Origin of the sequence: Treponema sp. J25, assembly GCF_004343725.1 — a bacterium.
Lineage (GTDB): Bacteria > Spirochaetota > Spirochaetia > Treponematales > Breznakiellaceae > J25.
This window is the reverse complement of the sequence record NZ_PTQW01000013.1, coordinates 140,285-158,816: the sequence shown is the minus strand read 5'-3', so window position 1 is coordinate 158,816 and position 18,532 is coordinate 140,285. Positions and strand designations below refer to the sequence as shown.

The 18,532-nt window shown below is 44.5% G+C and carries 17 protein-coding genes and 1 tRNA gene; 3 read left to right on the top strand and 15 right to left on the bottom strand.

Annotated elements, in window-relative coordinates; translation table 11 throughout:
- Positions 1–169: 169 nt before the first annotated feature.
- The 9 genes from mmsB to putP form a co-directional block, all read right to left on the bottom strand.
- A complete protein-coding gene (gene mmsB / locus C5O22_RS05045; RefSeq protein WP_132780106.1) occupies positions 170–1,360 on the bottom strand; it encodes a multiple monosaccharide ABC transporter permease in 1,191 nt (396 codons plus the stop codon).
- Positions 1,361–1,369: 9 nt separating this feature from the next.
- Entirely contained in the window at positions 1,370–2,893 is a 1,524-nt protein-coding gene (locus C5O22_RS05040; RefSeq protein ID WP_132780105.1) for an ATP-binding cassette domain-containing protein, read from the bottom strand.
- Positions 2,894–2,996: 103 nt separating this feature from the next.
- Positions 2,997–4,112 carry a sugar ABC transporter substrate-binding protein gene (locus tag C5O22_RS05035; RefSeq protein ID WP_132780104.1) on the bottom strand — a complete coding sequence of 372 codons (1,116 nt, stop codon included), beginning with the start codon at positions 4,110–4,112 and terminating at the stop codon, positions 2,997–2,999.
- A gap of 143 nt (positions 4,113–4,255) precedes the next feature.
- Positions 4,256–5,314, bottom strand: a complete 1,059-nt coding sequence (locus tag C5O22_RS05030) for a substrate-binding domain-containing protein (RefSeq protein ID WP_132780103.1) — start codon at positions 5,312–5,314, stop codon at positions 4,256–4,258.
- 12 nt (positions 5,315–5,326) lie between these two features.
- Positions 5,327–6,805, bottom strand: coding sequence for a response regulator transcription factor (locus C5O22_RS05025; protein WP_132780102.1), 1,479 nt, complete (start codon positions 6,803–6,805; stop codon positions 5,327–5,329).
- On the bottom strand, positions 6,790–8,280 hold the full coding sequence (locus tag C5O22_RS05020; protein ID WP_132780101.1) for a sensor histidine kinase: 1,491 nt from the start codon (positions 8,278–8,280) through the stop codon (positions 6,790–6,792). The genes C5O22_RS05025 and C5O22_RS05020 overlap by 16 nt, the downstream gene beginning before the upstream one ends.
- Positions 8,277–9,224, bottom strand: coding sequence for a sugar ABC transporter substrate-binding protein (locus tag C5O22_RS05015; RefSeq protein ID WP_243692870.1), 948 nt, complete (start codon positions 9,222–9,224; stop codon positions 8,277–8,279). The genes C5O22_RS05020 and C5O22_RS05015 overlap by 4 nt, the downstream gene beginning before the upstream one ends.
- Positions 9,225–9,255: 31 nt before the next feature.
- On the bottom strand, positions 9,256–9,792 hold the full coding sequence (locus C5O22_RS05010; RefSeq protein WP_165910407.1) for an NUDIX hydrolase: 537 nt from the start codon (positions 9,790–9,792) through the stop codon (positions 9,256–9,258).
- Positions 9,773–11,248 carry a sodium/proline symporter PutP gene (putP, locus tag C5O22_RS05005; RefSeq protein ID WP_132780099.1) on the bottom strand — a complete coding sequence of 492 codons (1,476 nt, stop codon included), beginning with the start codon at positions 11,246–11,248 and terminating at the stop codon, positions 9,773–9,775. Before putP ends, C5O22_RS05010 begins: the two co-directional genes overlap by 20 nt.
- A gap of 164 nt (positions 11,249–11,412) precedes the next feature.
- Here putP and C5O22_RS05000 point away from each other — a divergent pair, with 164 nt between their 5' ends.
- A complete protein-coding gene (locus C5O22_RS05000) occupies positions 11,413–11,823 on the top strand; it encodes an acyl-CoA thioesterase (RefSeq protein ID WP_132780098.1) in 411 nt (136 codons plus the stop codon).
- A gap of 25 nt (positions 11,824–11,848) precedes the next feature.
- Here the strand turns inward: C5O22_RS05000 and C5O22_RS04995 are convergent, their stop codons facing one another.
- Entirely contained in the window at positions 11,849–12,724 is an 876-nt protein-coding gene (locus tag C5O22_RS04995) for an alpha/beta fold hydrolase (protein ID WP_132780097.1), read from the bottom strand.
- A 14-nt stretch (positions 12,725–12,738) separates the two neighbouring features.
- Positions 12,739–13,578, bottom strand: a complete 840-nt coding sequence (locus C5O22_RS04990; RefSeq protein ID WP_132780096.1) for a DUF1848 domain-containing protein — start codon at positions 13,576–13,578, stop codon at positions 12,739–12,741.
- Between the two features lie 89 nt (positions 13,579–13,667).
- On the opposite strand from C5O22_RS04990, the gene C5O22_RS04985 reads away from it, so the two are divergent.
- A tRNA-Ala gene (locus C5O22_RS04985) sits at positions 13,668–13,741 on the top strand.
- Between the two features lie 29 nt (positions 13,742–13,770).
- On the top strand, positions 13,771–15,399 hold the full coding sequence (locus tag C5O22_RS04980) for a hypothetical protein (protein ID WP_132780095.1): 1,629 nt from the start codon (positions 13,771–13,773) through the stop codon (positions 15,397–15,399).
- A gap of 33 nt (positions 15,400–15,432) precedes the next feature.
- Here C5O22_RS04980 and C5O22_RS04975 read toward each other — a convergent pair whose 3' ends face one another.
- The 4 genes from C5O22_RS04975 to C5O22_RS04960 are packed head-to-tail and all read right to left on the bottom strand — an operon-like array spanning position 15,433 to position 18,530.
- Positions 15,433–15,720 (bottom strand): leader peptide processing enzyme, encoded by a 288-nt coding sequence (locus C5O22_RS04975; RefSeq protein WP_132780094.1) that lies wholly within the window; start codon positions 15,718–15,720, stop codon positions 15,433–15,435.
- On the bottom strand, positions 15,717–16,259 hold the full coding sequence (lspA, locus tag C5O22_RS04970) for a signal peptidase II (RefSeq protein ID WP_132780093.1): 543 nt from the start codon (positions 16,257–16,259) through the stop codon (positions 15,717–15,719). Before lspA ends, C5O22_RS04975 begins: the two co-directional genes overlap by 4 nt.
- A gap of 19 nt (positions 16,260–16,278) precedes the next feature.
- Positions 16,279–17,040, bottom strand: coding sequence for a Nif3-like dinuclear metal center hexameric protein (locus C5O22_RS04965; RefSeq protein ID WP_132780092.1), 762 nt, complete (start codon positions 17,038–17,040; stop codon positions 16,279–16,281).
- Positions 17,037–18,530: a hypothetical protein gene (locus C5O22_RS04960; RefSeq protein ID WP_132780091.1), complete on the bottom strand. Its 1,494-nt coding sequence runs from the start codon at positions 18,528–18,530 to the stop codon at positions 17,037–17,039. The genes C5O22_RS04965 and C5O22_RS04960 overlap by 4 nt, the downstream gene beginning before the upstream one ends.
- Between the last annotated feature and the right edge of the window lie 2 nt (positions 18,531–18,532).

The following is an 18,532-nucleotide window of genomic DNA, read 5'->3' as shown; positions in this document are numbered from 1 at the left end:
TACCAAAATCTTTTCATTACCTAATGAATAACTAGTACTCATACCTAAAAACAGCCATTCAGTCGTTTTCTTATTTCCTTCTACATTTTTTAGAATAAAAAATGAGGGGGAGAGACTACCTTCCCCCTCATTCATACCGCATCGTAGTTATTGTGCACAAACTATTTGATCATCCAAGGCCGGTCTTTCGGCGAGTATAAATATCATAGTAGACCGCCAGGAGCAAGACGAGAGCTTTTACCACATACTGCCAGGGAGCTTGAATATTCATGAGGGACATCCCATTGTTAATGGCGGCCATAACTAAACCACCTACAATAGCCCCTATAACCGTACCGATACCACCCGATGTAGAGGCCCCACCGATAAAGCAGGCCGATATGGCATCCAATTCAAAGTTTACGCCCGCCTGGGGCAATGCAGAGTTCATATACCCGGTAAAGATAACCGCCGCAAGACCACAAATCCCCCCCATGATAACATGAACCACAAAAACGACCAGTTCCGAATTTATCCCCGAAAGTTTGGCCGAACGGGCATTACCACCCACCGCATAAATGTATCGTCCAATAACGGTATTATTGGTAATAAAACTAAAAAGAAGAATTGTTACTCCCAGAACAAGCACTACTGTGGGGATGCCCCGATAGGTAGAAAAACGTTGACTCAGCCCCATTATCAAAAGGCCAATAATGATAATTTTAAAAAGAAACACTCCTATAGGAGGAACTTCGAATCCGTATTTAATTTTGCTGCGTCGCCCAATAATCTCCGACAGGATGTACAACAGGTACACTACTGCTCCCACAACAATAGCGGTGTAATACACATTATTTACCGTCAGAGCATCGATATTCACCATTCCACTGGCAAGTTGTTTAAATTCATCATCCTTTATAGCGATAGGGCTTACATTGGTGATAATATAGGTGAGCCCTCGGAAAAGCATCATGCCTGCAAGGGTTACAATAAAGGCAGGGATTTTTGCATAAGCAATCCAGGCTCCCTGAAACACCCCAATCAAAAGGCCTACTATGATACTCAGCAGCACCGTCCAGAAAAGACCAATACCACTGTTATACAACATGGCACTGATCGCGCCAATAAAAGCCACCACCGAGCCAACCGAGAGATCAATATTGCCCACGATTATCACAAGGATCATTCCTACCGCAAGAAGCAAAATATAACTATTTTGAATAATAATATTGGTGAAATTCCGGGAATTAAGATTGACCCCATCGGTTAAAAATGCAAAGGCAATCATTATGACCGCCAGCATCATAACCATCGAGTAATTTCGAATATTCTGTTTGATCATGTTGCGAAGATTCATACTTCGAACTGTTCCCTGTGCCATAATAACTCCTTAGTTAAGCAATGCAATATGCATGATTTTTTCCTGGGTTGCCTCTTCCCGAGTAAGCATCCCTTTAATACATCCCTCATTCATAACGTAGATTCGATCTGCAAGTCCTATCGCTTCAGGCAATTCGGAGGTAACAAGAATTATACTTTTACCTTTCTGAACAATATCAGTGAGGATATGATAAATTTCCGATTTAGCCCCTACATCGATTCCCCGGGTTGGTTCATCGACAATAAATATTTCAGGATCCGCCAGAAGGCATTTACTTAGCGCCACCTTTTGCTGGTTTCCTCCTGAAAGATTCCGCGTCAATTGCATGATCGAAGGAGTTTTAATTCGTAACTCCTCTTTGTAGTGCTCCGCTGCCGATATTTCCTCATGGCTGTTTACAACCCCAAAACGGGACAATTTGGGCAAACTCGAAATAGATATATTACTTTTTACATCCTGAATAAGAATAAGACCCAGATTTTTTCTATCCTCCGAAACATATCCCAGACCTGCCTGGATTGCTTCCCGGGGCGAACGGAGTTCCACTTTTTTCCCAAAAAGGTATAATTCTCCTTCTGATCGGGACCCATACGATTGGCCATAAAGGCTCATCATCAGTTCGGTACGGCCTGCCCCCATGGGTCCACAAAAGGCCACAATTTCACCTTTTCGCACATAAAAAGAAGCCGAATCCACCACTTTAATACTGTGATAGTCGGGGTGATACACAGACCAGTTTTTTACTTCCATCACTATTTCACCGACCTTATGCTCCCGTTCCGGGAAACGGGTGGTGAGATCCCTCCCCACCATATCACGGATTAACCGTGATTCAGTAAGCTGATCCTGCTTCACGTCATAGGTAGAAATAGATTTACCATCCCGTAAAACGGTAACCGTGTCGGCTATCTCTAATACTTCATTCAGCTTGTGAGATATCATAATGCAGGTAATACCCTGCGTTTTTAATTGCTTGATTAATTGAAGCAGCTTTTCACTCTCTTCGTCATTTAAAGAGGAAGTGGGTTCATCTAGAATTAAAAGTTCTACTTTCTTGGAAAGGGCCCGGGCAATCTCTACAAGCTGCTGTTTTCCCACACCCATCTTACTAACAATAGTTGCCGGATTTTCATGTAAGCCAACCTGCTCAAGATAACGACGAGACTCCTTAATATATTTATTCCAATTAATAATTCCAAAACGGGTTTTCATGTGTCCAAGAAAAATGTTTTCGTAAATGGAAAGATAGGGGCTTAAGGCCAATTCTTGATGAATGATAGCAAGTCCATCCCGTTCGCTGTCTTTTACACTATGATAGTGGGTTTCGGTCCCTTTAAAAAAAACTTTCCCTTCATAGCTTCCTTTGGGATATACTCCACTAATAACACTCATTAACGTGGATTTTCCTGCCCCGTTTTCTCCACAGATAGAATGAATTTCTCCTCGTTTTACTTTTAAACTTACGTTATCCAGCGCCCGTACGCCGGGAAAGTCTTTTGTCAGATTCTTAATCTCTAATATATAATCACTCATAACCGGCGTTCCTTTAGATACTTATCCTCTCCTACCATGCACAAACTGGATGGGAACCTTTTCGGGTCCCCATCCAGTATCCTAGAGGCTGATTTAAAACCTATTATTCAATATCCGAAGCCTTGTAATATCCACTATCGATCATTATTTTCTTGTAATTTTCTTTGGTCACCTCCACTGGTTCGAGCAGGTAAGATTTTACAGCTTTCTTCCCAGTATTATAGGTAGTGGTATCCAACCGGGCACCGGGGATATTGGGGGTCTGGCCCTTGAGGATCGCATCGGCCAATTCGATGGCAGCCTTGGCTAACATACGAGTGTCTTTAAAGACCGTCATGTACTGCTTACCATCTTTAATGTACTTGATAGAGGCAAGTTCTCCATCCTGGCCAGTTACCACCGGCAACTTGCCGCCCGCATACTTTGCATCGGAAGAACAGGCTTCGATGATTGCCCGAGCAAGGGTATCGTTGGGGGCAAGAATACCATCCAATACCACATTCTTGGCATCATTATTAAGCAGGTTTTCCATCCGAGCCTTGGCAATATCGGCCCGCCAGTTTTCGGTGGTAATCCGGGTAAAGTTAGCCGTATCAGCAGAACTTAAGGGCGCAGGTCCGACGATCTGGAGTACTCCCTTCTCTACATAGGGTTTAAGCACACTCATGGCCCCATCAAAGAACATTTTCGAGTTGTTATCCGTCGGAGATCCTGCAAAGAGGGTGATAATCTTCGGCTTGTCTTTTGTAGCAGAGGCAAGATTCAATGCCTTTTCCAGAGCCTTCCCTTGAAGAACACCAACCTTAAAGTTATCAAAGGTAATGTAATACTCATAATCTCCCGACCCCAGAATAAGGCGGTCATAGGCAATGACAGGGACCTTTTCCCGGGCCGCATCGGCTACTACCGAAATAACCCCTTCATTGATATTACCGATGATCAGGAGCTTTGCCCCTTTGGTAAGCATATCCTGGATTTGTTGATTCTGCTTGCTCTGGTCCGCATCGCCATAGGTAACTACTGCCCGATACCCTTTTGCTTCAGCGAAGGCCTTAAGATCAGCCCCATCCTTTTGCCACCGTTCCACATGGGTTTCTGGCATAGCAATACCAATTAGGGGAGCACCCCCCCCTGTTCCAGATCCTTGTTGGGACCCGGACGCAAACACCATCGATCCTCCTAATAGGAGGATCCCTAGTAGGGCTACAAATTTTTTCATACCGCTCATACCTCCTTGGTATAATATGTATGCATAGTGTAGCGGTCACTTTTAAATTCCGTATACGGGAAAATTTTGATATTTTTCTGTACTCTCTTCATATCACGTCCTTTTTAATACCTCTCTTCTAGAATATTTTGATGTCAATTTTTTACTTCTACGATATTTCGATACACATCAGAACTAGAATGAAATCCATCTCTTATGACCGTTTCATCCATATTGTGTTTATATACCGCGATAGGTTTTTCTATGTACGAAGGGATTGGAGTTCCGCTTTTATTATCCATATAGGTATCCGGTGGAGAGGGAATTTCTTTCTTTGCCAGGGATACCGCAAGATAGGCCGCCCGGCTTGCAAGCCGGGCAATAGGTTTATACACCGTCATAAGCTGGGTACCCTCCACCACCCGCTGACAGGAAATAAGGTCCGCATCCTGGCCCACCACTGCCACCTTTCCTGCCAGGCGGCGCTCTGCCAGATTCTGGATAGCCGCACTGGCAATCTGGTCGTTTCCACAGGAAACTGCATCAATACTGGTGGTTTCCTCAAAGACTTTGCCGATTTTTTCCAGGGCCTCATCATAACTCCATTCATCAAGCCAGATATCCCGTACAATCTTTATCTGGCCCGTCTTTATAAAGGGATTAAGAATTTCGTAAACACCCTGATTCACAAGATAACTATTATTATCCCGCACCGATCCATTGACAATGAGATAATTTCCTCGAGGAACTGCTCGAGTCAGGGCTCGGGCAAATAAACGACCTACCTCCACATTATCAAAGGATACATAGGCATCTATGGGTATTCCTAAAATCATCCGGTCATAGGCAATCACCGGAATCCCCTCATCCTTTGCCTGTTTTATAACCCCTGCTATCATTTCCATGTCGTGGGCGATCACCACCAGGGCATTGATGCGCCGTTGAATAAGATATTTAATCTGGGCTATCTGTTCTTTTGTGCCTCCCGCAGAAAGTTGCACAATAACATCTGCCCCTAAATCTCGCGCAGCCCCACTAAATATTTTAACATCCTTATTCCAGCGTTCAAGGATAAAGGTATCAGTAGCAACCGAAAAACCTATTACCAATTTTTTTTCTTTATTATGGTCCTTTTGTTTATCACAAGAAATAACCAGAGATACTACTAATAATACGGTCACACCAATCTTCCAAAGCCATCTACACTGTTTCATTTGCCCCTCCTTTCATTCCACATTTTGTTTGTTTTCTTGCTCTTCCCTCCCAAACGTAGACGGTGAAACACCCTTGATTTTCTTAAAAATTTTACTGAAATAATTAGGGTCCTGATAACCAACCTGAAAAGCAATCTCTTTAATACTTAAAGCAGTGGTTTTTAAAAGTGTTTCCGCCCGATCCATCCGTAACTGGGTTACATAATCCACAAAATTAGATTGAAGAAAGTCTGAAAAAAGACGGCTTAAATACGCAGGAGAAACCTGTACTTCTTCTGCCACAGAGGATAATTGGAGCGGCTCGGTAAAATGCTCATTAATATAATTGAGTGCCTTAACTAAAGGAAGCGGAAAATGTACCTTACGGTTTAAAGAAAAACAATGATACAATTTTGGCACCGAAAGGGCGCTCCATTGGTACCATTCCCTATCATCTTGAATCTTCATTATCTCTTCTACAGGAAAAAAGGGAACAACTATATCTTCTTGTCCTTTAAAAACGCTGCTGCAATCATCAATAAGAAGAGTAAAAAACGAAGCTATTTTTGCTTTTGCCACATCAAAAGGATAGGCAGAATTTATTTCTACCCATAAATCAGAAACCAATCCTTGAATTTCTTCCAGAGGAGCAATACCTATTTTTCTGCGAATCTCTAGAAATTTTATTCTTTCTTTCATGAAAACATCTTTGTTTTTTTTATTTTTTCGAATCTCTTCCAGAGCCTCGGCACAGGATTTGTAAATTTCTGGGCCCGAGTATACGTTACCGATCCCATACATCAGAAGGGAATCTACCTCAAGCTCTTCTAAAATTCGAATGAATTCCCTTTTAAAAAGAGCAAGATCTACTGACTCAGGCACAAGAAAAACAAGTCGATGGGTCTGAATAATAAATAAACAACGATGGTGGATTAATAATTTTTGAATTATCTTTTCACCTATTTCATTAGCCGACTTTTCAATTTCTACAATACCAACAAAACCCTTTTCCGACACCAGACTAAAAAGCTCTTTATAATGTTCCCATTCTTCTTCTTTCATGGGTTTCCAGATTATTTCTGACATAAACTGGCGTTCTAAGAGATTGATATTTTTTTGCATACCTTGATTCTGTCGCTTTTCCAGATGGTGCCTTACCGCATCAAGGGTTTGTTGAAAAATTTTTCTGGAAATCGGTTTTACAAGGTATGCAAAAACCCCCAACGGTAAAGCTCGCTGGGCAAGATCAAAACGTTCATAGGCCGTAGAAAGAATAAAAACCGTTTCAGGCACCACCAGGTGGACTTCTTCAATTACTTTAATCCCATCAATACCTGGAATATTAATATCCATGAAAACCACATCAGGCCGTAATTCATGGATAAGACGAAGCGCTTCGTATCCTGTCCTGGCTTTTCCTGCTACAGCAAAAGCAGGAGACTCTTTTTCCAACAGCATGGAAAAACTTTCCAGGACGGGTTCCTCGTCATCCACAATTAATACTCGATACATGGCTCTTTTCCTCTCGGGATTTTTATGGTGATATGGGTACCTTCTCCGGGACTACTTTTAATAGAAATAACTTCCGGTTCTTCAGGGTAATAAAAACGAAGACGTTGGATAACATTTTCAAGCCCCATAATACGAGTAGAAGATTCTTCGATTGGAAGTGGATGTAAAAGCTTATAGATGGTATCCTCTGACATACCGCACCCATTATCAATCACGTTAAGGATTATATAATCCGCATCTTTTTCTACCCGGACAATAATTTCCTTTTGATCTTCCTTACTCTTAAAGGCATGAACTATGCTATTTTCCACCAAGGGTTGTAATATTGAAACAGGCACTTTATAGGCATCAAGAATATCTTCCGGGTAATCAAGAACCAGGTGCAGCGTATGAGAAAAACGAATTTTAAGTATATAAAAATAATATTGTAATCCCTCTATTTCATAGCGTAAAGGAACAAGACTCTCCTTGTTTTTAATGTTATGACGAAACAGGAGCGCCAAATTCTCCATAAATTCACTGGTCCGTTCGGCTCCCTCGATAATAGCCAGCTGCACCCCCGTGTTCAGGGTATTAAACAGAAAGTGGGGATTCATCTGAGATTGAAGGGTATAAATTTCCATTCTGCGAAGGAGTTCCTGCATTTTTAAGTTCCGCATTCGTTCCTGTAAATACTCCTGCTTTATCGTTTCCTGCAACTTAATTTCTTCGATGTAATGGCCAATTTCATGTTTCATCTGGTTAAAGGCAGCCACCACCCGGTCTATCTCATGGATCGAACTCATCTTGATATCTTCAATAGCAAAATTCCCTGATGAAAGCTCACTGGCCATAGCAGAAAGGTGCACCATCGGGGCGGTCATTTTTTCCACCGATCGCAACAACAAAGAAATCGAAAAGAGTGAAATACAAATAATAAAAAGCAAATTCCATTGTAAAATATTGCGAGAATGATTTATGTAAATCCCAAACTGATCAATTTGATTTCTAAAACGCTCAGAATTAATTCGTTCTATTTCATTATTAATATAGGTGAGAAGATTTGATAACTCATCATACAGGGTGATATAGGCTTCGATGTTCCTTCCCCGTTTTAATTCCACCGCTTTTTCGGCAAGCTCCAGGTATGATTGGATAAGTATATATAATTCCCGTTCTCGCAAAGCCCCCGGATCTTTCAGAATAGGGAAATTGTCGGGTAAGCGATCCTTAAGATTCTGCGATTCTATAAGATGCTGCGCTAAGGCATTGGAAGACCTGCTGGATAAATATTCTAAAAGCGGTCCCTGGTACTTTTGTAGGGCCTCCTGGATTGATTTTAAGTACCGTTCTTTTTCAAAACTTTCTTCGATGATTGACTGAATACGAATAGTAGAAAATAAAATATAGGTAGTAGAAACCACTAAAAGCGCAAAAACACCAAAAACGCTGATAACCATCTGAACCCTAAAGGAATTACCCACTCCCTTTTTCATTTACGAACTCCGCCAACAAGTTCTATCCCGGTATCCACCGAGGTAGAGGTATATCCCCCTGCTTTTAATTCATAAAGGGAACGGATAGCTTCGTATCCTATTTTTTCAGGATTGATTATTATCGTAGCTTCTATGACCCCTTTTTGAATAAAATCAAGAATCGCATCTTCTTCTCCAAAACCAATAATTCGCACTTTGCCCACTAAATTCATGTCTATCAGGGCCTGGGTAGCCGCTATCGTATCCCGAGCATCCGTAAATATGAGAATATTAACGGAAGGATGTTCCCGACTTAAACGATACACGATCCGTTCCGCATCCAGGGGGTTTGTGGTAGTATACAAACGGTACACCGGATGAGTGAGCCGATTCCCTACCGCAAGGGTAAGCCCCATCTCTAACAATTCCCGTTCCGCGTAAATCCCCGGAGATTTCTCGCTATACACAATGGCTGGTATCAGGGGGCCGTCTACCGTTCTCAGGCGGGAGCCTATTTTTTTGCCCATATCAAAACTGTTTGGCCCTACATAGGGCCAGGGCTGATCAGGGGCAATCATGTGATTAATCAAAACCACCGGGATAGCCCGGCTTGAAATTTTTTCGATCTGGGCTTTTGCAAAGGCATCATCAAGATAAGGGCACACTATTATTCCATCTACCCCGGTATAAGAAGCATATTGCAGTTCAAGCTTTACGGGATTGATAGAATGATACGAAATGGCCACATGGTATTCGCCAGCCCCCTTTTCCATTCCTTTCTTGATAGAAGCAAAAAAAGAGTTTTCCGCATCAGGTAAGTATACCGAAAAATGATACCGAGGGTTCTGGGAATCGATAAGGGAATCTCGAAGTCCCAGACCCAACATTAAACTGATAGAAAATGAAAGGGTGAGAAGCGAAAGAAAACCAAAAACAAATAAAGAAATAATTAAAAGCCGTTTCACAGGGCTAGTATAAACCTGCTTTTTTGAACCCTCAACACCCTTTCTTGAGATATTCTATCGCCTTCCGGGAAGATTCAAAGGCAAGCTCTTCTACGGGAATCTTATCCACCTCTATCCAGCGGAGACTCCGGACTTCAGCAGGGTCTGCTTTAAGAGAGGCTATCTTTTCCCGGCTAAGAAAAATCCGAAAAAACACATCGCAGGTGTTATACCACACCTCTTTATACAGGTACTGGTTAGGGAAAGATGCCACAAATTGTAAGGGTTCCTCTTCAAGGATAAGGCCTACTTCTTCTTGACATTCCCGTCGCAGTGCTTCTTCCAGAGATTCCCCGGGATCCACAAAGCCCCCCGGCAGGGCAAGTTTCCCTGCCCGGGGCTCCTGGGCCCGCTCCAGGAGCAAAAGCTTGTTATCAATGATGAGCAGGGCCCCCACTGCGGTGGCTACGTTATGAAAATATTGAAACCCACAGGATGAGCAGAGAACATAGTGTCCCCCCTTAAACTCCGGAGTGGATTTCCCACAGTGGGGGCAATACTCAAACAGTTTATTTGGTACTGTGAACAAATTCGAATTCCTGTTCAATTTCTTTGCTCGGAGGATTATCTAACAGACTGGCCACAAGGATAGCCAAGCTTCCGATAATAAAACCTGGAAGCAACTCATACAAATCAAAAATACCCCCCGAAAGTTGTTTCCAGATAATCGTCGTAAGGCCCCCCACAATAAGGCCCGCCAGGGCTCCATTCCGGGTAGTCCGTTTCCAGAAAAGAGAAAAAAGCATAATGGGACCAAAGGTCGCCCCAAAACCTGCCCAGGCATAGCTTACCAGGCGGAATATACTTGAGTTAGGATTAAGGGCCATAAAAAAGGCCACGAGGGCAACAATCAAAATAGTAAGGCGGCTCACTAAGACGATTTCCTTCTCAGATGCATTTTTTCTTAAGAGGGGTTGATAAAAATCCTTTGCAATGGCGGAAGCCGTAACCAGAAGCTGAGAATCGGCGGTGCTCATTGTAGCTGCCAAAATGGCACAAAGGAAAATCCCTGCAATAAAAGAGGGGAAGAGGCCACTAATCATTTTAATAAACACCGTTTCTGAGCTAGCACCTTCTAACACCGGCTGCACATACACCCGGCCTACGAGTCCCACCAGAATAGCCGCACCCATGGCAATGATAACCCATACCATGGCCACCCGCCGAGAGATAACCATATCTTTATCAGAGCGAACCGCCATAAATCGCACCAAAATATGGGGCATCCCAAAATAGCCAAGCCCCCAGGAAAGGGTAGAAAGCAAGACAAGCAGTGAAAGGGGCTTCCCTGAAGGATCCACGAAGGGGTTCATATAGGTTTCTCCCAAAGTGGCTATACGTTCCGCCACTACCCCAGGGCCACCCAAGGCTAGGGTAGCTCCAATGGGAGCTATCACTAACGCAAAAAACATAAGAAGCCCCTGAACGACATCGGTACTGCATACCGCCAGGAACCCACCCAGTAAGGTGTATGCCAGAATTACAAGAACCCCAATTAAAACTGAAAGAATATAGGGTAGACCAAAAACAGAACTAAAGAGCTTTCCCACCGCCACAAAACCACTGGCGGTATATATTCCGAAAAAGATCAAAATAAAAATAGCAGAAACCACCGGCAAAACATGGGAAGCGTCCTTATACCGATTCTTCAGAAACTCGGGGATGGTAATCGCATCCCCCGCATGAAAGGTATATTTTCTCAGGCGCCGGGCCACGAGAAGCCAGTTAAGATAGGTGCCTACCGCCAAACCTACCGCCGTCCAGAGGGCCTCTTGAATTCCAAAAAGATATGCCACCCCAGGCAGTCCCATCAGGAGCCAGCTCGACATATCCGAGGCTTCTGCGCTGATAGCCGCCGTAAAGGGCCCTAAGCGTCGACCGCCGAGGAAAAAATCCGACACACTCCCCGTTTGCTTCACATAGAGGGCACCAATAACAACCATGGCCCCTAAGTACACCACAAAGGCGCTAATCGTTCCCCACATGAAAAATCCTCCTTTTACTCCACGTTGCCCCTTTCCCAAAGAAGGGTGAGAAATTACATATAATTTCAACAAATCTGCATATATATACAGTATTCATCCCTAAGGGACAATACCCTTTTTAATAACATCTTGATGATTTTATGCCACCTTTTTACAATAGGACCATGAAACATAGCTGTACGCTCCGGGTTCGGACCTATGAATGTGATGCCTATGGCCATGTAAATAACGCGGTATATCTTAACTACCTGGAATATGCCCGCCATGAATACCTTAGAGCAGTAGGTTTTAATTACCTTGAAGTAATTCAGTCGGGCTACGGTCTGTATGTGGCCCGCATAGAAATTGACTATAAAAAAAGCGCCTACCTCGATGACGAACTTACAATAATCTCCTGGCCAGAAAAAAAAGGAGCGGTAAGCGGTGTAATGGCCCAGGAAATATATCGGGGACAGGACCTGATTTGCCAGGCCCGGGTTCACTGGGCTTTTGTCGATTCCCAGGGAAGACCTACCAAAATACCTCCGCAGTGGGATCTCCCGGGCCTGAAACCAGAGAAGCAACACAATACATAAAAATTGTTTCTGCAAGCCCCTTCATCTACCAGCGTTGCCGAACCGCCTCTCGGGCCTCTTTCCCTGCTGGCCCCTCATCTCGCAGCAAATGGTGATGCCCTCCTTTAATCAACACAATTTCCGATTCCGGAAGGTGATCGCGCAAGAAACGAATGTTATAATTCCAATCCAGCACCGTATCTGCTGTGCCTTGAAGAATTAAAAAATAACCTCCTATTTTCCCCCAGTTGCGGCTATCCGCCTCATACTGTTCAAGGGCATCAAACCAATGCACCGGTGCCTCACCGATATACAGGGGATCCTTAAACAAAAGGCGATAAAAGGTCTTATTGCGGGCCATCCCTGCATGCCGTCGGGGTAAGGTATTTATAGCGCCCCGGAGTAAGCGTTTTGCCACCATTGTGGGCTGCCACAGAAAGGTCCGAATCACCGGCGCCTCAAGCAAGACCCATTCAAAAGGATTGCCTATCTCTTTTATACAGAGGAGAGCCGTGGCACACCCCGTTGAATGTCCTGCAAAACGCCAGGGTTTTTTCCATTCCCGAAAACGAAGAACCTCACGAAAGGCCCTTCCATATCGATTAAATGAATCAATATCCGCCACAGGCCCGGTAGAAAAACCATGTCCCAAAAGATCCATCCCCACCACATCCCATCCTGCCCGGAGGGCTTCCAGAATGAGGGGCATGCGAAGGGCCGTGTGTTCAAGATATCCATGGATAATAAAGAGGGTTCCCTTTGGTTCTTTTCCAGACTGAGCAGCAGTAAAATAATGACAGGCCACAAAATCGCCATCATCCACAGGAACCAGGGAAAGTTCCCATCGTCCTGCCTGTTCGTCCCACCCATAGAAGGACCGAAATCGGGGATTGCTGGGATGCCAATCGGCGGGAATTTTCATAACCCATCCTCCTCTTACCAGGCATAACAATACACACAGCGGGCCTGACAGGTTCCATAGCGACCGATATCTACGCTGGAAACACAACGACACCCCGGCCGCTGATAGGGATCTTTTTTTATAACCTTTCCCTCGCAACCAGCCAATCGTTTTATGAGGTCCCCATCAATACACGCGTTTGGCCCTATTCCTAGCGCTTCCATCCAGGGACCTTCAGCACAACTGCGAATATCAAGCCCATTCATTACGGCACAATCCCGAAAATACCCCAACAGTTCCTGTAGTTCCCCTTGTGGGTTTTCCCCCTCTGAAGTATAGAGGGGAAAAACCTCAAGCCCCTTTGCTTCACATTGTTGAAGCCGTTTCTGCGCTTTTTTGTAGGGATCGTACAAACTAATAACTACTCGCTGCACCAGATTGCCCATTACCATACAAAGACGAGAAAAATTGTCTTGATGAAACTGATAATTGGTAATATTTGAAAGGAAAACGGGATCATAGCGCCATATAATCCGCTCTTTTCCCAGCAACTGAGAAAGCCTTTCCAGCGAAAAAAACAAAGCCTCCTCTTTTGGTTGGTTCGGCTCCAGAAGCGAAGGGTACCCCGTGATGGTGACCATCACATAAAACCAGAAGCCCCTTTTTTCGAGCCAGAGGGCATCAGCGAGGATCCGCTCAGGATCCCGGGTCCAGAAAACCAGGGCATCAACCGCAGAGGGCTGTAAGGAGACAATCCGGCGCTGGGCCTGGTTAAAGGGATTCGTCACCTCAACCCATCCTCGCTCAAGGGCCTTGATAAAATCATCCCAATAAAAACGGGGAATATCGGTTCTCCTGCTCACACTCACAATCATCCCACGAATACCCCCATTATTTCTCTTGTTACCTTGACATCTCGGTTTGTTTTAAGTATAGTGCATATATCCTTTTGAAGTAACCATATGGGGGTGTAGCTCAGTTGGCTAGAGCGTTTGAATGGCATTCAAAAGGTCAGGGGTTCAATTCCCCTCACCTCCATCATCAAAAAATTAAACAAGTTGTATGCCATGTTTGAAGGAGATCTGGATCCAGAACTTGCTAATATCCTCAATCTAAACAATTCTACCCCTCAAAAGTCTTCGGGAACACCGGACTTTAAATCCCTTTTTGGGGAAGAAGAAATTGAAGCAGGGGAAGCAGATCAGGTTGATTTAACCCAGCAAAGCTTTCCAGAAATCACCAGGCAATACGAAGCAGCCCCCAACCCTATCCTTAATGACCCGGAATACTACAAGCAGGCCCTTTCCGGCGAAGGCGATAAGGCCCAACGGCTCCACACCATTTTACAAAAATACCTAACCACCAAAGACCCAAAGGACCGGGGAGTATACCGTCAACAAATTGTGACCGCCTACTGGGACTTCCTTTCAGGGATCGCTCGGCGAACTCCCGGTAAGCTCCCCCTGGCCAAACAATTTCTTTTACGGTACGGTATTTTACATCCCACCTTTCTTACCCCTGAAGACCGGGACTTGTTTGGGAAAATTCTTCTTAACAATGAGTGGGGCCAACCCATTTACTATCTTGATGAATGGTTCAAAGCTATCGGTACGGGGGTCATAAAAAATTCTACCACCGACGAAGTACGGGTGGCCAAAACCAATGAACAACTACGGCTAAAACAGCTTTTGGACAAGGCAGTAGGTAAGCGAGATGCAGCCCTGGGGTTACTGCGGGCCAAAAGTGATGAACGGTCCCGCTTAGAACAGACCCTCCTTCAGCGATGCCAACAGCTATGCGACCATGCCCCCGTACCGGGATTAGCTAATGTGTTTTCTACATATTCAGAAGCACAAAAACGAATCTTTACCGATATTCAAGAACTGCTTAAAAGTATTGCCAAATCGGACCGGGAATTATCGGAGTTTATGAAAGAATACTCCCAGGCCGAAGCAGATGTGCACACCCTGGAAGAAAAGGTCCGGGCAGCGGGAGCCGATGTGGCAGTCGATATTCGCGCTATAGACACTGAATTTGACACAGTCCGCCAGATGGCCAAAATGACCATTGGCCGACAAGGGAACCACTTTCCTATCCTTACCCGGGAGTATTTCCGTAGTGGTCCCAACGATATTGCGACCCGGGAAAACCTTATAAAACAGCTCGCCTGGTTAGAATCTATAGATCCTGAAGCTTTCTGTCGGAGCTATAAAAACAAACTCCACCGAATCGTCCCGTATTTTATCCTTATACCTACCTATGGAGATTACGGTATCTGCTGGGAACCCTTTGATCGGTACAATCGAGCCACGAGTCGGGCCCGCCTTGCAATCCCAATGTATCCTAAAAGTCTGACCCTGGCGCTCCTTACGGCGGTGGGAGACCTTCGCTGGCAGGTGGCAAAAGAAAAGGCTTCTTACTACTGGATGGAAGAAGGGCTTACAGGGAACTACTATCAGTGGTTCCAGGCTCAAAAGCTTAAGGGCGATGTAAAAGAATACTTTATCCAGGATTATATTCTCTGGATAACTAAAGAAAGTGACGCAATTCAGAAACTCGACAAGGAAGTTCGGGGGATTTTCTGGCGCTACATTCCCTTTGCCCAACCCATAAAAGAAAAACTTAAGACCCGCAGTTTCATCTATCAGGAACTCTATCAACGGGATATCAACCGGGCCCTTTCGGATGGCTACTGATCTCCTTTAGTTTACCCAGCGATATCCCCATCCTTAGTCTCGCCGTACCGACCTTTTACTTCTGAAAAGGGGATCGAAATGTTTATCCACATCTACCCGCTTCATAAACCACTTGAGGGCACGTCGATAAACCACAAAAGAAACAACGATGGCTCCCACAAACACAAGGGGTAACCCCATCGGGGCAGACTCAGCGGGTAAGAGGGGTACTATCCATTTCCCGTAAATCACTAATAGTATGACAAAAGAAACAACGGTTATTACCACATTAAAAATAGTTGCCCCTAACATAAAAAAAATGGTATTTGCTTTCTTATTCATGAGGCTTCTCCCTTACGAGGTTGGGGCTTAAAAAGCATAGACCCCAGTAACAGAATCCCACATACCACCACCGTAGCATCGGCCACATTAAAGGTGGGCCAGCGAGAAAAACCTAAAAAACCATATACATTTACACTTACAAAGTCTACCACCCCGGCGGGGCGTACAATTCTATCGATAAGGTTTCCCAGTCCGCCCCCGATAATACCGGCCACACACCAGCGCTGGAAAAAGGTGAATTCATCAGTTTTAAAGTAATACGCCAATAAAAGAGCAAGTACAACTAAGGGGAATAAAATAAATAAGAGGGTACGCCAGAGGTCTGGTAACCCTTCCCCAATACTAAAGGCTATGGCTTTATTGCGCACATGGATAATCCACAAAAAGCCGTTATTAAAGACATCCGTAATAAAAGTTCCTTCTTTGGGCCAATAGTGCACAATTATTGCTTTGCTTATCTGGTCCGCCAGAATCACAAAAGCGCCAAGTATAAGAGGTATTAGTTTTTCTCGCAAGAAACTCCGTTGCCCTAGGTGCATCTCCATCACTCCTTTTAAATTATAAGCCCGTGGGAATATCTAAGAATTCCACTTCCAGGCCCGTATCATGGGCCACCTTCTCCATCACCTTCTTCACCCCCCAGACTTCCGTAGAATAGTGACCGCCAGCTATCATGTTTAATTTTCCTTCCCACGCATAGTGGTACAGGCTGTGAGACATCTCTCCGGTTATATACAAATCCAACCCTTCATCGATTGCCTCAAGGGCTTCCCAGGGGGCACCGCCAGACACAACCCCACAGGAATGAATTTCTCGATTTCCAAAGGGATACACCCCCAGGGGCGGTCTATTCATAAAACTAATTCGCTGCACCGCCTCTTCGATAGTAATGGGTTTCGAAAAAACACCCTTATAGCCTATTTTCTTGCCATGATACGAGCCAAAAGGTTCTAGGTTTTCGAGACCAAGAAGCTGACTTAAAGCGGCGTTATTCCCCACCTCCGGATGTTGATCCAGGGGAAGATGCACCGCATACAATGCCACATTATGTTTTAAAAGAATCTCCAGGCGGGACCGCAAACTACCTTTTACCGCAAGGGGCTTACCCCAGAAAAGACCATGATGAACAAACAGCAAGCCTGCGCCCCGCTGAGCGGCTAACTGAAAACTTTCCTGGCAGGCATCCACCGCAAAGGCGATTTTATTGATGTCCTTCCCATCATTATCTACCTGAAGACCATTCAACGAGTCATCGATACCACTAAAATTCTCCAGATTTAAAAATGATCGAAAATACCGATCCAGTTCGCAGGTATTCATGGTATTCCTATGAGCTCCTTTCCCGGTTGTTTCCACCACCGATTTGTTTCTACAAAAGTTTTACCATAAACAGGCACTTTTTGTATGCCCTCAATCCAGGGGGGAACCAGGAAATTAACAAAAAAATTCCCTATGAGGTTCCCCAGCGTTTCTGGATAATATCCCGCTGTGATAACCCGTTTACCCGTACCCTGAAAAAACAGTTCAAGCAAAGGATAGAATTGAACTATATCCGAATAATCAAATACGCCAGCCCCTTCCACCGCCACCAGGAGCCGGGGATATGAATTTTGAGCCATGTTTTCTTCCACAAAGAAATACCGGGAGTGACGGACCTTTTCGGACGTAATCCTATCAGAAACTGCAAATAAAACCGGTATGGGTAATTCCTTCTGTTCTTGCCTTTCCTTTTTTACACCAAATGAGAAGGATTTAAAGACATTTTGCCACTTATTATTGCTTTCTTGATCATCCAGATTTTCAAAAACATACGAAGTAAAGGTCGTTTTTTCTACTAATACAAGGGCCCTCAAAAAAGAGGTTTTTCCCTTTTCCTCGGAGGGGGGTACCACGGCTACCTCGCTTTGATTTTTTTCCTCGTGGGGCAGTTCAACCTTTTCTGAACCACCCATCAGGGGTCCTGTCCGAGAAACTCCTATTTCTCCTCTGAGGAACAGGTTTTCTATGGCCTCTGCCGAAACATCATAGGCAATACAAAAAAAGGGAACCTCAAGTCCTTCCTGCCGAAGCACATATTGCTGATACACCCAGGGAAAAACCGCTTTTAAAGCCGCCTCCCGCTTTTTCACTAATTCCTTCCCTAATTGATTAGCCACACTCCAGTGTTCTCCCAATAAAAGGGCACTTCCTATTTGTAAAAGGTTTCCCTGTCGTCTTCGGTCTTTTAACGATCCCGATAGGAACGGGAAAAGGTCCACCGATTCCTGTCTAAAGGTCACTACCGTAAAGCCCCGCTCACAGAGGATTGTAAGAAGAGAAGAGAGACTTTCTGCCGAGCCTACCACCGGGGGGGCCACTAAAACTACGGGCGCAGTCGGGATGGCCTCCTTAACAAAAAGATTAATATCACTTGTAGTGGGGAGTTGTTTTTTCGTAAAAAGCGACGCAAAATCCGATTTTTGTTCAGAAAATGGCGCATACCGAATCGCTATAAAGCTTACCCCTACCAGCACAAGCAGGGCTAGACCGCGCAGGACTAGGGAACCCTCTCCATAATCATCGTACTTTAAGTGACGCCATATTCGAATAATACCCGGGATATCCGTAAGAAATAAAAAAAAGACAAATATACTCAGCGGAACAAGCTCAGGTCGAAAACCATACACCACAAAAATGAGTATCAGAAGAAGGGAGCCAAAAAATGAAAGAAAATGGGTTCCTTCAATATCCTGAAAGGACTTAACGAAAGGGCGTATCAACGTGAGAAAAGCACAAAGAATCACAATACTTTCTACGAGAATCAAATCCATTT

Coding starts and splice junctions, on each gene's coding strand:
- C5O22_RS05020 (WP_132780101.1), bottom strand. CDS start 8,280: ATGAAAAAGGGAGTGGGTAATTCCTTTAGGGTTCAGATGGTTATCAGC.
- C5O22_RS04975 (WP_132780094.1), bottom strand. CDS start 15,720: ATGAATAAGAAAGCAAATACCATTTTTTTTATGTTAGGGGCAACTATT.
- C5O22_RS04960 (WP_132780091.1), bottom strand. CDS start 18,530: ATGGATTTGATTCTCGTAGAAAGTATTGTGATTCTTTGTGCTTTTCTC.
- mmsB (WP_132780106.1), bottom strand. CDS start 1,360: ATGGCACAGGGAACAGTTCGAAGTATGAATCTTCGCAACATGATCAAA.
- C5O22_RS05000 (WP_132780098.1), top strand. CDS start 11,413: ATGAAACATAGCTGTACGCTCCGGGTTCGGACCTATGAATGTGATGCC.
- C5O22_RS04990 (WP_132780096.1), bottom strand. CDS start 13,578: ATGATTGTGAGTGTGAGCAGGAGAACCGATATTCCCCGTTTTTATTGG.
- C5O22_RS05025 (WP_132780102.1), bottom strand. CDS start 6,805: ATGTATCGAGTATTAATTGTGGATGACGAGGAACCCGTCCTGGAAAGT.
- lspA (WP_132780093.1), bottom strand. CDS start 16,259: ATGCACCTAGGGCAACGGAGTTTCTTGCGAGAAAAACTAATACCTCTT.
- C5O22_RS04965 (WP_132780092.1), bottom strand. CDS start 17,040: ATGAATACCTGCGAACTGGATCGGTATTTTCGATCATTTTTAAATCTG.
- C5O22_RS05030 (WP_132780103.1), bottom strand. CDS start 5,314: ATGAAACAGTGTAGATGGCTTTGGAAGATTGGTGTGACCGTATTATTA.
- C5O22_RS04980 (WP_132780095.1), top strand. CDS start 13,771: ATGTTTGAAGGAGATCTGGATCCAGAACTTGCTAATATCCTCAATCTA.
- C5O22_RS05035 (WP_132780104.1), bottom strand. CDS start 4,112: ATGAAAAAATTTGTAGCCCTACTAGGGATCCTCCTATTAGGAGGATCG.
- C5O22_RS04995 (WP_132780097.1), bottom strand. CDS start 12,724: ATGAAAATTCCCGCCGATTGGCATCCCAGCAATCCCCGATTTCGGTCC.
- putP (WP_132780099.1), bottom strand. CDS start 11,248: ATGTGGGGAACGATTAGCGCCTTTGTGGTGTACTTAGGGGCCATGGTT.
- C5O22_RS05040 (WP_132780105.1), bottom strand. CDS start 2,893: ATGAGTGATTATATATTAGAGATTAAGAATCTGACAAAAGACTTTCCC.